The sequence below is a fragment of the Quadrisphaera sp. RL12-1S genome (assembly GCF_014270065.1).
GTDB lineage: Bacteria > Actinomycetota > Actinomycetes > Actinomycetales > Quadrisphaeraceae > Quadrisphaera.
Genome location: NZ_JACNME010000001.1, coordinates 350088 through 363844, shown reverse-complemented (window position 1 = coordinate 363844; position 13757 = coordinate 350088). Strand labels below are relative to the sequence as shown.

Annotated in this window: 16 protein-coding genes; 8 read left to right on the top strand and 8 right to left on the bottom strand. The window is 75.9% G+C overall.

Going from position 1 to position 13757, the window contains the following annotated elements; translation table 11 throughout:
* Positions 1 to 41 precede the first annotated feature (41 nt).
* Positions 42 to 323, bottom strand: a complete 282-nt coding sequence (locus H7K62_RS01695; RefSeq protein ID WP_186716499.1) for a PLD nuclease N-terminal domain-containing protein — start codon at positions 321 to 323, stop codon at positions 42 to 44.
* A gap of 45 nt (positions 324 to 368) precedes the next feature.
* On the opposite strand from H7K62_RS01695, the gene H7K62_RS01690 reads away from it, so the two are divergent.
* Positions 369 to 683 carry a DUF4229 domain-containing protein gene (locus H7K62_RS01690; protein WP_222436875.1) on the top strand — a complete coding sequence of 105 codons (315 nt, stop codon included), beginning with the start codon at positions 369 to 371 and terminating at the stop codon, positions 681 to 683.
* Between the two features lie 9 nt (positions 684 to 692).
* Here the strand turns inward: H7K62_RS01690 and H7K62_RS01685 are convergent, their stop codons facing one another.
* From H7K62_RS01685 to menE, 3 genes are read right to left on the bottom strand one after another with little or no spacing between them, the layout of a single operon-like run.
* Positions 693 to 1583: a 1,4-dihydroxy-2-naphthoate polyprenyltransferase gene (locus H7K62_RS01685; protein ID WP_186715762.1), complete on the bottom strand. Its 891-nt coding sequence runs from the start codon at positions 1581 to 1583 to the stop codon at positions 693 to 695.
* 36 nt (positions 1584 to 1619) lie between these two features.
* Positions 1620 to 2390: a class I SAM-dependent methyltransferase gene (locus H7K62_RS01680; RefSeq protein ID WP_186715760.1), complete on the bottom strand. Its 771-nt coding sequence runs from the start codon at positions 2388 to 2390 to the stop codon at positions 1620 to 1622.
* 30 nt (positions 2391 to 2420) lie between these two features.
* Positions 2421 to 3653, bottom strand: a complete 1233-nt coding sequence (gene menE, locus H7K62_RS01675) for an o-succinylbenzoate--CoA ligase (RefSeq protein WP_222436874.1) — start codon at positions 3651 to 3653, stop codon at positions 2421 to 2423.
* A gap of 33 nt (positions 3654 to 3686) precedes the next feature.
* Here menE and H7K62_RS01670 point away from each other — a divergent pair, with 33 nt between their 5' ends.
* Complete coding sequence (locus tag H7K62_RS01670; RefSeq protein ID WP_222436873.1) at positions 3687 to 4664, top strand: EamA family transporter; 978 nt, start codon at positions 3687 to 3689, stop codon at positions 4662 to 4664.
* Here H7K62_RS01670 and H7K62_RS01665 read toward each other — a convergent pair.
* Positions 4629 to 5597 carry an exopolyphosphatase gene (locus H7K62_RS01665; RefSeq protein ID WP_186715758.1) on the bottom strand — a complete coding sequence of 323 codons (969 nt, stop codon included), beginning with the start codon at positions 5595 to 5597 and terminating at the stop codon, positions 4629 to 4631. The two genes, H7K62_RS01670 and H7K62_RS01665, sit on opposite strands and share 36 nt — an antisense overlap.
* Before the next feature lie 181 nt (positions 5598 to 5778).
* Here H7K62_RS01665 and H7K62_RS01660 point away from each other — a divergent pair, with 181 nt between their 5' ends.
* From H7K62_RS01660 to H7K62_RS23420, 3 genes are all read left to right on the top strand, one after another.
* On the top strand, positions 5779 to 6297 hold the full coding sequence (locus H7K62_RS01660; RefSeq protein WP_186715756.1) for a DnaJ family domain-containing protein: 519 nt from the start codon (positions 5779 to 5781) through the stop codon (positions 6295 to 6297).
* A gap of 37 nt (positions 6298 to 6334) precedes the next feature.
* A complete protein-coding gene (locus H7K62_RS01655; protein WP_186715754.1) occupies positions 6335 to 7387 on the top strand; it encodes a LacI family DNA-binding transcriptional regulator in 1053 nt (350 codons plus the stop codon).
* 88 nt (positions 7388 to 7475) lie between these two features.
* Positions 7476 to 9227, top strand: coding sequence for a glycoside hydrolase family 13 protein (locus H7K62_RS23420; RefSeq protein WP_186715753.1), 1752 nt, complete (start codon positions 7476 to 7478; stop codon positions 9225 to 9227).
* A 138-nt stretch (positions 9228 to 9365) separates the two neighbouring features.
* Here the strand turns inward: H7K62_RS23420 and H7K62_RS01645 are convergent, their stop codons facing one another.
* Entirely contained in the window at positions 9366 to 9788 is a 423-nt protein-coding gene (locus tag H7K62_RS01645) for a VOC family protein (RefSeq protein WP_186715752.1), read from the bottom strand.
* 149 nt (positions 9789 to 9937) lie between these two features.
* On the opposite strand from H7K62_RS01645, the gene H7K62_RS01640 reads away from it, so the two are divergent.
* From H7K62_RS01640 to H7K62_RS01630, 3 genes are read left to right on the top strand one after another with little or no spacing between them, the layout of a single operon-like run.
* Positions 9938 to 10852, top strand: a complete 915-nt coding sequence (locus tag H7K62_RS01640) for a class II glutamine amidotransferase (RefSeq protein ID WP_186715751.1) — start codon at positions 9938 to 9940, stop codon at positions 10850 to 10852.
* A 3-nt stretch (positions 10853 to 10855) separates the two neighbouring features.
* Positions 10856 to 11161, top strand: coding sequence for a hypothetical protein (locus H7K62_RS01635; RefSeq protein ID WP_186715750.1), 306 nt, complete (start codon positions 10856 to 10858; stop codon positions 11159 to 11161).
* Positions 11158 to 11304: a hypothetical protein gene (locus H7K62_RS01630; RefSeq protein WP_186715749.1), complete on the top strand. Its 147-nt coding sequence runs from the start codon at positions 11158 to 11160 to the stop codon at positions 11302 to 11304. The genes H7K62_RS01635 and H7K62_RS01630 overlap by 4 nt, the downstream gene beginning before the upstream one ends.
* Positions 11305 to 11381: 77 nt before the next feature.
* On the opposite strand, the gene H7K62_RS01625 is transcribed toward H7K62_RS01630, so the two are convergent.
* Together H7K62_RS01625 and H7K62_RS01620 are read right to left on the bottom strand one after the other, a co-directional pair.
* A complete protein-coding gene (locus tag H7K62_RS01625; RefSeq protein WP_186715748.1) occupies positions 11382 to 13202 on the bottom strand; it encodes an MDR family MFS transporter in 1821 nt (606 codons plus the stop codon).
* The gene (locus H7K62_RS01620) at positions 13199 to 13669 is read right to left on the bottom strand and encodes a MarR family winged helix-turn-helix transcriptional regulator (RefSeq protein WP_186715746.1); all 471 of its coding nucleotides are present in this window, start codon (positions 13667 to 13669) and stop codon (positions 13199 to 13201) included. Before H7K62_RS01620 ends, H7K62_RS01625 begins: the two co-directional genes overlap by 4 nt.
* Positions 13670 to 13757: the final 88 nt, after the last annotated feature.

Here is a 13757-nt window from a genome sequence, read left to right as displayed (position 1 = left end):
CTCTCGCGCGTCCCGGGGAGGAGCCGCTCGCGCAGGCGGGGTCAGACGTCGCCGCGGTGCTTGCGGTCGAGGGAGCGCAGGAAGTCCTCGTCGTCGTCGGGGCCCTTCGGGGCGCCGCCCCGGGAGGTGCTCACCGGCGGCGCGGGACGCGACCCGTGGGTGCGCCCGGCCAGCAGCCAGGCCAGCGGCCCCACGACGGGCAGCAGGACGATGACCGCCACCCACACCGCCACGGGCAGGCCCCGGGCCTGCGTCCCCGTGGTGCGCAGGCAGTCGACCAGCGCGTAGATCCCCAGCACGAGAGCCACGAGGGCGACCAGCATCGGCACGGGACGATGGTAAGCACGTCGTCCACCTACGCTCCTGCTGTGTCTCCCTTCTTCCGCTACGGGCTCCTGAGGATCCTGCTGTTCTTCCTCGTGGCCCTCCTCGGGTACGCCGTGGGCATGCGCGCGCTGCTCCTCGTGGTCTTCGCGCTGGTGGTCTCGGCCCTGCTCTCCTACCTCCTGCTGGGCGGTCCCCGCCGCGCCCTCGTGGAGCGGCTGGAGCAGCGCACGGCCGCGCGGCACCAGAAGGCCGCCGCGAAGGAGGCCGAGCGGCAGCGCTCGGGGCGGATGTCCGCTGCTGAGCGCGACGCCGCGGCCGAGGACGCCGACGACGACGCCCAGCGCCGTCCCCGCTGACCCGCCGCGTCAGAGCAGCGGTGCGAGCGCCAGGCCCAGACCCAGCAGCAGCGCGTAGACCAGCTCCAGGCGTCCGGTGGCCCCCAGGACCGGCACGAGGTCCCTCCCGGCGGCGCCGCGCAGCACGGTCCGGGCCGCCCCGACGGCCAGCGGCACTGTGACGAGCGCCACCAGCGCGAGAGGGGCCCGCGGGGCGGCGAGCGCCGGCACCGCCAGCAGCGCGTAGGGCACCACGAGCAGGGCGGCGTACAGGGTGCGCGTGCGCGGCTCGCCCAGGCGCACCGCGAGGGTGCGCTTGCCGGCCACCGCGTCGGTGGGCACGTCGCGCAGGTTGTTGGCCACGAGGATCGCGCACGCCAGCGAGCCCACCGCCACGGCACCGGCCCAGCTGGCGGCGTTCAGCGACCCCGTCTGCGTGTACGTGGTGCCGAGCGTGGCGACCAGCCCGAAGAACAGGAAGACGAACACCTCGCCCAGGCCCGCGTAGCCGTACGGCCGCGGCCCGCCGGTGTAGGTCCACGCGGCGACCACCGCGAGCGCGCCCACCACCAGCAGCCACCACGCGCCCGACAGGGCCACGAGCACCACGCCGGCCGCTGCGGCCACGCCGAAGGAGACGAGCGCCGCGCGCAGCACCCGCCCGGGCCTGGCGACGCCGGAGGCCGTCAGGCGCAGCGGCCCCACGCGGTCCGCGTCGGTGCCCCGCACGCCGTCGGAGTAGTCGTTGGAGTAGTTGACGCCCACCTGCAGCGCCAGGGCGACCAGGGCGGCCAGCAGGGCGCGGCCCGCGTGGGCGGACTGCGCCAGCGCGGCCGCGCCGGTGCCCACGAGCACGGGCGCCAGGGCCGCGGGGAGGGTCCTCGGACGCGCACCGGCCACCCACTGACCCGCGCTCGCCACCCGAGGACTGTAGGTGGCCGGGGCCGCGCGCCGGCGTCAGGGGCGGCGGGCGCGCCAGCAGGTGGTCGTGTACGGGACCGGGATGCTGTCGCGTCCCGCGGTGTCGGGGTGGGTGGCCAGCAGCTCGCGGACGGCGTCCAGCACCCGCCGCTGCTCCTGCGGCGCCGCGGTGAGGACGGCGCTGCGGCTCGCGGCCAGCCCCACCACCTCCTCCGGAGACAGGTCGTGCGTCCAGCGGGAGGTGGTGCGCCGCTCGGCGCCCACCAGCGGCGCACCGATCCGCGGGTCCTCCACGCGCGCCGCCATGTGCGGGGCCGAGTCGAGCATGCCGCCCAGGGCGGCCACCCACGGCTCCTGGGTGTCGCGCTGGTTCCACAGCAGCCCGAGGCGGCCTCCCGGTGCGAGCACCCGTCCGACCTCGGCGCTGCCCCGCACCGGGTCCACCCAGTGCCAGGCCTGCCCGAGCACCAGCAGGTCCACCGAGGCGTCGGGCAGGGGCAGCTGCTCGGCGCTGCCCACGAAGGTCGGCACGCCGGGGACGTCGACGTGCAGCTGCGCGAGCATCTTCGGGTCGAGGTCCACGGCCACCACCTCCAGGCCGCGCTCCACCAGGCGAGCGGTCAGCGCCCCGGCGCCCGCGCCGACGTCGGCGGCTCGCAGCCGGCGCTCTCCGAAGCCGCCGGTGAGGCCCTCCAGGACCCAGTCGAGGGCCTCGGCGGGGTAGGTGGGGCGCACGGCCGCGTAGCCGGCGGCAGCGGCTCCGAACGACAGCGCGTGGTTCCGGTCGGTCGGGTCGGTGGGGGCCACACCCCCACCCTGCCCCGTCCGGCGTGCGGATCAGGAGGGCGGGGCGAGGAGGTGGGCGGCCAGGGCCGCCGCGGCCCGGCGGTCGGGCTTGCCGATGCCCCGCACCGGGACCGCCTCCACCACCAGCACGTCCCGCGGCGCCGAGGGGGCACCCAGGCGCTCGCGCACGGCGGCGCGCACCACCTCCAGGGGCGGCGCCGCGCCGCCCGCGGCGGGCACCACGAGCGCCACCACGCGCTGCCCCCACTCGGGGTCGGGCACTCCCACCACGAGCGCGTCCGCCACTCCGGGCAGGTCGGCGAGCACCCGCTCGACCGCCAGCGGAGCGACCTTGCGCCCGCCGGTCACGACGACGTCGTCCAGCCGCCCCAGCACCGACAGCCGGCCCTGCGCGTCGGTGCGCCCGAGGTCGCTGGTGGCGTACCAGCGCCGTCCTGCGCGCTGCACGAACGCCTCGGCGGTGAGGTCCGGCCGGCCGCGGTACCCGGTGGCGAGCACCGGACCGCTCAGCAGGACCCGACCCGCGTCGTCGTCGTCCGGACCACCGCCCACGGGCTCCAGGGCCACCTCGACGCCGTCCAGGGCCCACCCGTCGTAGACGCAGCCGCCGGAGGTCTCCGTGGAGCCGTACGTGCGCACCACGCGCACCCCGGCCGCCGCGGCCCGCTCGAGCAGCGGCAGCGGCGCAGCGGCACCGCCGAGCAGCACCGCGTCGAGCAGGGCGAGCGCCCGCGCCGCCTCCCGGTGCTCCAGGGCGCGCGCCAGCTGGGTCGGCACCAGGGAGGCGTACCGCGCGCCGCCCCCGCCCGCGCCCCCACTCAGCGCGGCGACGGCCGCCGGCAGCGCCGCCGGGTCACCGGCGGGGGCCACCACGGGCTCGGTGCCCGCCACGGCGCTGCGGACCAGGACCTGCCAGGCGGCCACGTGCTCCAGCGGCAGGGCCAGCAGCCAGCGGCCGTGCCCGCCCAGCCGCGCTGCCGTGGCGCCCGCCGAGGCGGTCAGGGCCGCACCGCCCAGCTCCACGGCCTTCGCCTCACCGGTGGACCCCGAGGTCGCCAGCACCAGCGCGGTGCCCGTGCCCACCGGCAGGCCGGGGTGGGCGGCGCCGCGCAGGCGCTCCGCCGCGGCGGAGTCGGCGGGCAGCGGCAGCAGCGCCGGTCCCGACCCGTCGAGCGCCCCGCGCAGCTGGGCCAGCAGCTGGGGCACGTGGCGGTCCTGGTCCGCCCCCGGGACGACCACCTCGCGCAGCTCCCGTCCCTCCACGCGGCCACCGTAGGCGCCCGTCAGGATGGAGGCGTGGCCGCCGCACCCGTCGACGACGCGGCCACCCGCGGCGAGCGTGCCGGGACCGCGCACCCCAGCGACCGCCGCGACCGCCGCACCACGGGCACCGCCCTGGCCCTCGGCGCCAGCGCCTCCGGCCAGACCGGCGCGGCGGTGGGGGCGCTGGCCTTCACCGACCTCGGTGTGCCCGGTGTCGTGGCCGTCCGGCAGGTGGTGGCGGCGGTCGCGCTGAACGCCGTGGTGCGCTGGTCGCCGCAGTCCCTCGACCGCCGCTCGTGGCTGCTCGTCGTGGCGCTCGCCGCGGTCATGGGCCTCATGAACCTGACCGTCTACGAGGCCGTGAGCAGGACCGGCCTCGGGCTGGCGGTCACCGTGGAGTTCCTGGGCCCGCTGGCCGTGGCCGTGGGCACCTCCCGGCGCGCGCTCGACGCGATCGCTGCGGTCGTGGCCGCCGTCGGCGTGCTGGTGCTCGTCGCGCCCGGCCCGACCAGCGACGTCGCCGGCATCGCGCTGGCGCTCGCGGCCGCTGCCGCCTGGGCGTCCTACATCCTGCTCAGCCGCGCCCTCGGGGCCCGGCTGCCGGGCCTGCGGGGTGCCGCCGCCGCCGCGACGGTGCTGGCGGTCGCGTGGGCGCTGCCCGTGCTGCTGGTGGTGCTGCTCGCCCGGCCGCCGTGGCAGGCCGTCGCGCTCGCCGCCGTCTGCGGGGTGCTGTCGTCAGCGCTGCCCTACCCGGCCGACATGGCGGCGCTGCGGCGCCTGCCCGCCTCGACGTACTCCACCCTGCTCAGCGCCAACCCGGTGTGGGCCTTCCTCGCCGGGGTGGTGCTGCTGGGGGAGCGCGTGGCCGTGCACGAGCTGGTCGGCGGCGCGCTCGTCGTCGTCGCGAACGCCGCGGTCGCCGCGCTGCCGGCGCACCGGCGGGGCGCGGGCCCCACCGGTGCGGACCCGGCCGCCTCAGGCGGGGACGACGACGGCGGCGCGCGAGCCTGACAGCGAGGCCACCACCTCGGCGAGCACCCGCTCGGAGTCGGCGTGGGGCACCTGGCAGGTGCCGGCGGCCTCGTGGCCGCCGCCGCCGTGGCGCAGCGCCACGGCGCCGATGTCGGCGGTGGAGGTCCGGTCCAGGATCGAGCGGCCCATCGCGAGCACGGTGTTCTGCTTCCCCCGGCCCCAGAGGACGTGCACCGAGACCCGCGCCTGCGGGAAGAGGGCGTACACGAGGAAGCGGTTGCCCGCGTGGATGACGCCCTCCTCGCGCAGGTCCACCACCACGACGTCGTCGTGGACGGTGCTCACCCGCAGCAGCTGCGCCGCGAACTGCTCGGCCTGCGCCCGGTACAGCGCCACCCGCTCGGCGACGTCGGGCAGGGCGAGGATCTCCTCGGCGTCGGCGTGCTGGATGCAGTGGTCGATCATCTGCATCATGAGGTCGTAGTTGGAGATCCGGAACTCCCGGAAGCGGCCCAGGCCGGTGCGGGAGTCCATGAGGAAGTTCAGCAGCGCCCAGCCGGTGGGTCGCAGCACCTCCTCCAGGGAGTACTGGGCAGAGTCGGCCTGGTCCACGGCCGCCATGAGCGAGGCCGGCACCAGCGGGAACGCCGCGGCGCCCCCGAAGTGGTCGTAGACCACGCGGGCGGCCGACGGCGCGTGCTCGACGATGACGTGCGCCGCCGTGCCGGGCGCCGGGGCGGCGTTGCGCAGCGCCTCGCTGTGGTGGTGGTCGAAGACCGTGTGCGCCCGCGGGTCGTACGGGAGGTTGGTCAGCAGGTCCCGGCCGGTGATCTCCACAGCGCCGTCCTGCACGTCCTTGGGGTGCACGAACGTGATCTCGTCGATGAGGTCGAGGTGCTTCAGCAGGACGGCGCAGACGAGGCCGTCGAAGTCGGAGCGGGTGACGAGGCGGTGGCGGGCGGTCGGAGCCATGTCCTCTGGGTCGGCAGGACGGCTCCCCTCCTGGAGACCTCCGACGGGGAGACGCCCGTACGGGCCGCAGCCGTCTGGGGCGGTGCCCGTCCGGGGGGTCCGTCCGAGGTTCCGTGCGGGTGCCCGTCCGGGGTGCAGCCGGCCCGTCGCGGCGGGCCGGCTGCGGGGAGACCATGGGACGGTGAGCCAGCGCAAGCCACCCGGTGTCAGCCGGGAGACCTGGGTGGACCGGCAGGTCCGCGAGGCCGTCGAGCGCGGGGCGTTCGACGGCCTGTCGGCCTCCGGCAAGCCCCTCGACGAGGCCGTGCTCGGCCAGAGCGCGGGGGAGTGGGCCGTGGAGTGGGCCCGTCGCGAGGGAGCGGACATGACCGCCGCCCTGCCACCGGCGCTGGCCCTGCGCCGCGAGCGCGAGGAGCTGGTCGAGTCCGTGCCCGGCAGGCCCACCGAGGAGGCCGTGCGCGCGGCCGTGGAGCTGTTCAACGAGCGCCTCGACGCCGCCTACCGCCGTCCGCAGGAGGTGCCGCCGGTGGCGCTGCCGTTCGTGGACCTGGACCGGCAGCTCGCGCGCTGGCGGGAGGCCCACCCGCTGGGCGTCGAGGAGCCGGCGGCCCCCGCTGCCGAGGACGCGGGACGTCGGGTGGCGGAGCGGCCCTGGTGGGCGCGCGCACGGCCGCGCCGTCGTCGTCGCGAGGCTCGCTGACCAGTCCCTCGGGGTCGCGCAGGGCATCATCGGGCGGGTGAGCGCCCGGGTGACCCTCAGCGACGTCGCCGCGCGCGCCGGCGTCTCGCGGGCCACCGCGTCCCTGGTGCTGCGGGGGGAGGGACGCGTCTCCGCCGCCACGCGCGAGCGCGTGAGCGCAGCCATGGCCGAGCTGGGCTACGTCTACGACCGCGTGGCCGCCGCCATGCGCTCCGAGCACGCCCCCGTGGTCGGGGTGCTGGTCAGCGACATCACCAACCCGTTCTTCGCGCAGGCCCTGGTGGGGGTGCAGGCCGCGCTGCGCGACGAGGGGTACCTGCCGCTGCTCGCCAACGCCGCGCACGACCTGGCGCAGCAGTCCGAGCTGCTGGGCCTGCTGCGCGAGCACCGGGTGGCGGGCCTGGTGCTGGCGCCGGTGGCGGGCACCCCGGCGGCGCTGGTGGACGAGCTGCGCGCCTGGGGGCTCGAGCACGTGCTGCTCACCCAGCCCGTCGACGGCGCCACCACCTGGACCGTGGCCCCTGACGACCGGCTCGGTGGCCGCCTGGCCGCTGAGCACCTGCTCGACGTCCACGGCTGCCGGCGCCTGCTGCTGGTGGGGACCTCGCGCGACGTCGCGAGCGCCCGCCTGCGCGAGGCCGGCGTGCGCGACGCGGTCGCCGCCGTGCCCGGCGCCCAGGTGGCCGGGGCGCTGGGCTGGCTGCCGGAGGACCCGACGGGCCTCCTGCTCGGCAGGCGCGCGGTGGCCGGCGCCCTGGTGGGCCCGCCGCCCGGGACCCCGTCCGGTGGCGCGGGCGCCGCACCGGACGGGGCCGTCTGCTTCAGCGACGTGCACGCCACGGGCCTGCTGCGGGCGCTGCGCGAGGCGGGGCGCACCGGTGCGCTGCCCGTCACCGGTTACGACGACATCCCCGCCGCCGCCCTCTACGAGCCCCCGCTGACCACCGTGTCCACTCATGGGGAGCAGCTGGGCCGGACGGCGGCGCAGGGGCTCGTGCGCCGGCTGCGGGAGCCGGGGGAGCCGGGTGGTCCGGTGGAGCTCGAGGTGGCGCCGCAGCTCGTCGTCCGCCAGTCGTGCGGATGCGCGTGACACGCGGTGCTGGATCGATCTAGCATCGTCCTCGCACCACCGGTCGCACCCCAGGTCCCGCACACCCACGTCACCCCGGAGCACACCCGTGACCCTCACGGCCACCGCCACCGGCGCGCAGCGCGCCGCCTCCCGCCTCGTCACGCCCTGGTGGCGCGAGGCCGTCGTCTACCAGGTCTACATCCGCTCCTTCGCCGATGGCGACGGTGACGGCACGGGCGACGTCGCCGGCCTGCGCGCGCGCCTGCCGCACCTGGCCTCCCTCGGCGTGGACGCGATCTGGATCAACCCCTGGTACCCCTCGCCGATGGCCGACTCCGGCTACGACGTGGCGGACTACCGCGCCGTCGAGCCGCTCTTCGGAGACCTCGAGCAGGCCTCGGCGATGATCGCCGAGGCGCACGGCCTCGGGCTGCGCGTCATCCTCGACGTCGTCCCCAACCACCTCTCCGACGAGCACGCGTGGTTCCAGGCGGCGCTCGCCAGCGCCCCCGGCTCCCCGGAGCGGGCGCGCTTCATCTTCCGCGACGGCCGCGGCGAGACCGGCGAGCTGCCTCCCAACGACTGGACCAGCCACTTCGGCGGCCCGGCCTGGACCCGCGTGGTCGAGGCCGTCGGTGACGACGCCCACCCGGCGGGGCGGCCCGGCCAGTGGTACCTGCACCTGTTCAACACCAAGCAGCCCGACGTCGACTGGACCAGCGAGGACGTCCGCGACGAGTACGACGACGTCCTGCGGTTCTGGTTCGACCGCGGTGTCGACGGGTTCCGCATCGACGTGGCCCACGGCCTCACCAAGCACGCCGACCTGCCCGACACCGGCGCGCTGGACCACCCCCACCGCCCCTTCGGCGCCGGGGACCACCCCTTCCTCGACCGCGACGACGTGCACGAGGTGTACCGCCGCTGGCGCGCGATCGCCGACTCCTACGAGGACCCGAAGGTCTTCGTGGCGGAGGCGTGGACCGGTGACCCCGTGCGCCTGGGGATGTACCTGCGCCCCGACGAGCTGCACACCGCGTTCAACTTCGACTTCCTCGTCTCGGCGTGGCGCGAGCCCGAGCTGCGCGCCGTCATCGACGGCACGCTCGCCGCGCACGACGCCGTCGGCGCCCCGCCCACCTGGGTGCTGAGCAACCACGACGTCTACCGCGAGGTGTCCCGCTACGCCCGGGAGCAGGACCGCCCGGAGCTCGGCGGTGAGGAGGACTTCGCCGGCCGCCCCGCCGACCTCGAGGTGGGCCTGCGCCGCGCCCGGGCCGCCGCGCTGCTCATGCTCGCGCTGCCCGGTGGCGCGTACGTCTACCAGGGCGCCGAGCTCGGCCTGCCCGAGGTGGAGGACCTGCCCGAGGAGTCCCTTCAGGACCCGGTGTGGTTCCAGAGCGGCGGGAAGCACCGCGGGCGTGACGGCTGCCGCGTGCCGCTGCCCTGGTCGGGCTCGCAGGCGCCGTTCGGGTTCAGCGACCGCGCCGACGGCGCTGCGCCGACGGGGCAGCCGTGGCTGCCTCAGCCTGCGTCCTTCGCGGGGCTGACCGTCGCCGACCAGGACGGCGACCCCACGTCCACGCTCGAGCTCTACCGGTCGGCGCTGTCGCTGCGCCGCTCCCTGGAGGCCCTGGGTGACGGCTCCCTGGACTGGGTGCAGGCCGCGGACGGCTCCCTCGACGGCGTCATCGCGTTCACCCGCGAGCCCGGGTTCGCCTGCTGGGTGAACCTGTCCGAGCGCCCGGTGGCGCTCCCGGCCGGCGTGGAGGTGCTGCTGGCCAGCGCGGACCTGGAGGACACCGCCGACGGCGGGCTGCTGCTGCCGGTCGACACCGCCGTCTGGCTGCGCCGCTGACCCACCGCCCCTCCCGCGGCCGCTCCCCTGGCCGTGATCATGGACTTCCCGAGCGCCTTCCCGCTGTGATCATGGGCCTCCGGAGCGGTGCCCGAGGCACTGCTCCGGAAGCCCATGATCACGGTCGGGGAGCAGAGGTCAGACGGGGTCGGTGACGCCGTCGGCGTTGACCATCCACGGGGTGCCCCAGCGGTCCTTGCACTGCCCGAACCAGGAGCCCCACGGTGCCTTCGCCAGCGGCACGTCCTCGTGGCCCGTGGCGGCCAGCGCCCGGTACCAGCCCAGGAGCGTGTCGCCCTCGTCCCCGGTGAGGGCCACCGCGAAGCCCTTGACCTCCTCGAACGGCATCGAGGTGGGGGTGTCGGACCCCATGAGCACCATGCCGTTGGGCAGGTCCAGCTGGCCGTGCATGACCCAGCCGTCCTCCTCGCCGCCCATCGGCATGCCGCCCTCGGTGAACGTCATCAGCGACAGCTCCCCGCCGAGCACGGACCTGTAGAACTCCATCGCCTCCCGGGCGGTGCCGCGGAAGTTGAGGTACGGGTTCAGCGTGTAGGACACGACGGCCTCCTGTGCACTCCTCGTGGGCGGCGGGCGCCGCCGGACGCACCCCAGACCGGGGGCCGCGCCGGAACTCATCGCCAGCACCCGGCACCCGGCCCCGTGTCGCTGCCACCAGGGTGTCACCGCCGCTGTCTACCCTGGTGGGGGTGTGCAGGCTCCTCGGTTTCGCCGCTCCCTCCCCGCGCTCCCTGCTGGAGGCGCTCGGCAGCGCGCAGGTCGCGGCCTTCCGGGCGATGGCCCGCCTCCACGACGACGGCTGGGGGGCGGCCTGGCTCGACGGCGCCGTCGGGGGCCCGCTGCGCGCTGAGCGGAGCGCCCGCAGCGGCTACCGCGACCCGGCCCTGGAGGAGCTCACCGAGTGCCTGCAGGCGCGTGCGGGCCTCCTGCACCTGCGCCTGGCCAGCTCGGGGATGCCCGTGCAGCCGGAGAACACCCACCCCTTCACCGGCCGCGTGACGGGGCTGGGTGAGGTCGCCCTGGCCCACAACGGCGCCGTCAAGCCGGCCGTCCGCCTGGAGGAGCTGCTCGCGCCGGCCTCACGCGCAGCGCTGGTCGGCACCACGGACAGCGAGCGCTACGCGGCGCTCGTGCGCGAGCGGGCCGCGGCGGCGGGGGACCTCGCCCAGGGCGCCGCCGACGCGGCCGCCCAGCTGGTGCCGCTGTTCCCCGCCGCCAGCCTCAACGCCGTCCTCCTCTCCCCCCGTGAGCTGGTGGTGGTGCACGTCAGCGCCGGCGCCCGCATCCCCCACGAGGACTTCGACGCCAGCGGCCTCGCCGAGGAGGAGCTGCCCATCGGCCACCGCACCGGCTACTACCAGCTGTGGCGGCGCCGCGCGGACGACGGTGCCGTGGTGGTCTCCTCCTCCGGGCTGCGGGTGGACGGGTGGGAGCCGCTGCCCGCCGACGTCGTCCTCCGGGTGGACCTGCGGACCCTGGAGGAGCGGGTGATCCCGGTGCCGGTGACCCGGGCGGCGGTCGCCTCCGCCGCGGTGCCGGGGGGCCGCGTGCTGCCCGGGGCCCGCCACGAGTCGCAGGGAGCCGCTGACCGCGCCATGGTCTGAGGCGTGAGCACGCACGACGACGACGAGGGCGGCACCCGCACGGTGCAGCCCGCGGACAACCCCGAGACCCAGTCGGCCATTGCCGACCGCAGCAACGGCACGGCGCGCGCCACCGGCGCGTCGGTGCCGCCTCCGGTGATGGACCAGCGCGGCGAGGGCAGCGCCGAGGGCACCGCCGCCGGTGACCCGCTGGCCGGCGTCACCATCAGCGAGGAGGACGCCGAGCAGGCGGTGCCCGGCGACACCGGCCCCGAGAACCCCGGCGCCCGTCCCCACTCGTCCTACGACACGCCCGGAGGTCCCCGGTGAGCGAGCCCGCGAGCGACCTGCCCGGAGCGCCCGACCACGAGCTCGAGGTGCTCGAGGACGACGAGACCGTGCCGCCCCGCCCTGAGGAGGACGTCGCCGACGCGCTCCGCGCCGAGCCGTCGGACCCGCTCGACCCGCGCTGACCGCCCCGGAGCGCGCAGGACGACAGCAGGAGGCCCGCACCCCTCGGGGGTGCGGGCCTCTCGCTGTCGTGGGGTCCTCAGCGCTGGGCGTCCAGCGGCACCCGGCGGTCCGTGTGCCTGCCGAGGTGGTCGGCGTCACCGGTGGCGGGCTCGACGGGCGCGGCGTGCTTGCCGCGGTGCGCCGCGTCGGCGTCGGCGGGGGCCCGACGAGCGTCGTCGTCCTGAGTCGGCCGATCGCTGCCAGCGCTGCCCAGGGGGGCGGTGCCGAGCTGGGCCGTCGCCGCCTCACCCTGCGCGGGCGCCGCGGAGGCAGCGGCCGGGCCGTTGGCGGTGCGCAGCGCGGTCTCCTTGAAGAAGACCACGAAGAGCAGCGCCAGCAGGGCGAACGGGGCCGCCACCAGGAAGATGTCGGCGATGCCGTCACCGAAGGCGGTCTGCACCACGGTGCGCACCGGCTGCGGGATCTCCGCGAGCACCGGCACGCCGCCGCTGCCGGCCACCGACCCCGCCGCCGCCGGGTCCACGCCGGCGGCCTGCAGGTCGGAGACGAGGTAGCCGGAGACGCGGTGGCTGAGGAAGGCGCCCATGGCCGAGACGCCGATGGCGCCGCCCAGGGACCGGGTGAAGGCCACGAACGAGCTCGCGGTGCCCATGTCCTTGGGCTCGGTGACGTTCTGCACGGCCAGGACGAGGTTCTGCATCATCATGCCGACGCCCGCTCCGACCAGGGCCATGGGGACGGCCACCAGCCAGTAGTCGGTGTTCCAGGAGACGAAGCCCATGAGGGTCAGCCCTGCGGTGAGCAGCACACCGCCGGTGACGATCCAGCGCTTCCAGTGGCCGGTGCGGGTGACCAGCTGGCCGACCACCGTCGAGGACAGGAACAGGCCGAGGATCATCGGCATGGTGCTCAGGCCGGCCTGGGTGGGGGAGTCGCCGCGGGCCAGCTGGAAGTACTGCGACAGGAAGATCGTCGCGCCGAACATCGCGACGCCCACGAAGAGGCTGGCGGCCGAGGCGAGCACCGTGGTGGGGGAGCGGAACAGGTGCAGCGGGATGATCGGCTCCCGCGAGCGCCGCTCGACGAGGACGGTCGCGACCAGCAGCAGGACACCGCCGCCGACGAGCGCCGCGGTCTGCCACGACGCCCAGTCAAAGTTCTTCCCGGCCAGGGACACCCAGATGAGCAGCGCGGAGACGCCGGCGGCCAGGAGCGTGGCGCCCCAGTAGTCGATGTGCACCTTCCGCTGGGCGACGGCGGGCAGGTCGAGCGTCTTCTGGATGACGAAGAAGGCGATGACGGCGAAGGGCACGCCCACGTAGAAGGTGTAGTGCCACGACAGGTGCTGGGTGAGCACGCCGCCTATGAGCGGGCCACCGACGGTGGCCAGGGCGAAGGTGGCGCCGAGGTAGCCGGAGTACCGGCCGCGCTCGCGCGGCGAGATGATCGTGGCCAGCACGATCTGCGCCAGGGCGGTGAGGCCACCGGCACCCAGGCCCTGGCCCACGCGGCAGGCGATGAGCATGGGCACGTTGACCGACAGGCCGGCGATGACCGAGGAGAGCGCGAAGATCACCAGGGCGCTCTGGACCAGGACCTTCTTGGAGAAGATGTCGGCCAGCTTGCCCCAGATGGGCGTGGAGATGGTGGTGGCCAGCAGGGAGGCCGTGACCACCCAGGTGTAGCCCGACTCGCCGCCGCCGAGCGCGGGCAGGATCACCGGCAGGGCGTTGGAGACGACGGTCGAGCTGAGGATCGCCACGAACATGCCCAGCAGCAGCCCCGAGAGCGCCTCGAGGATCTGCCGGTGGGTCATGTGGACCTGGCCGTCCACGCCAGCCGGTGGCGTCGGCGGGGCGGCTGCTGCGGTGGTGGGGCGTGCTGCGGTGGTGGTCATGCGGTCCTCGCGGTGGTGGCGGTGGGGCGTGCGGTCTGGAGGTCGGCCTGCGGGGGAGTCGTGAGGTCCACGGTGAGCCGGTCGAGCAGGACGATGAGCTGGTCGAGCTCGGCGTCGTCCCAGTCGGTGAGCCGCTCGTTGAGCCGGTCGACCATCCGGTGCCGCTCGGCGCGCAGCACGTCCAGCCCCGCCTCGGTGGCGGTGAGGCGCTGGGAGCGGCCGTCGGCGGCGTCGGGTGCGGACTCGACGAGGCCCTGCTGGCGCAGGTGACCGACCTGCCGGCTCACGGTGGACAGGTCGAGACCGAGCGCCTCGGCGACCTCGGAGACCCGCACGGGGCCCAGGGTGGCGACGGCGCCGAGCGCGGACACCGGCGCGATGCGCATGTGCCCGAGCAGCGAGCGCTTCGAGCGGGCCAGGCGCGGGAAGGTGTCGAGCAGCTCGGAGCAGGCGTGGGGACTGGCCACGAGACCTCCTCAAGAAGTTTGCTGAAGCAACTGTATGTGTAGTGCTTGCAGCAGGCAACTTCATTCCCGCTGTCGGCAGATCCATGCA

Bases quoted from the DNA above. Each gene is read 5' to 3' on its own strand.
- H7K62_RS01695 (WP_186716499.1), bottom strand. From the start codon at position 323: ATGCTGGTCGCCCTCGTGGCTCTCGTGCTGGGGATCTACGCGCTGGTC.
- H7K62_RS01665 (WP_186715758.1), bottom strand. From the start codon at position 5,597: ATGGCTCCGACCGCCCGCCACCGCCTCGTCACCCGCTCCGACTTCGAC.
- H7K62_RS01625 (WP_186715748.1), bottom strand. From the start codon at position 13,202: ATGACCACCACCGCAGCACGCCCCACCACCGCAGCAGCCGCCCCGCCG.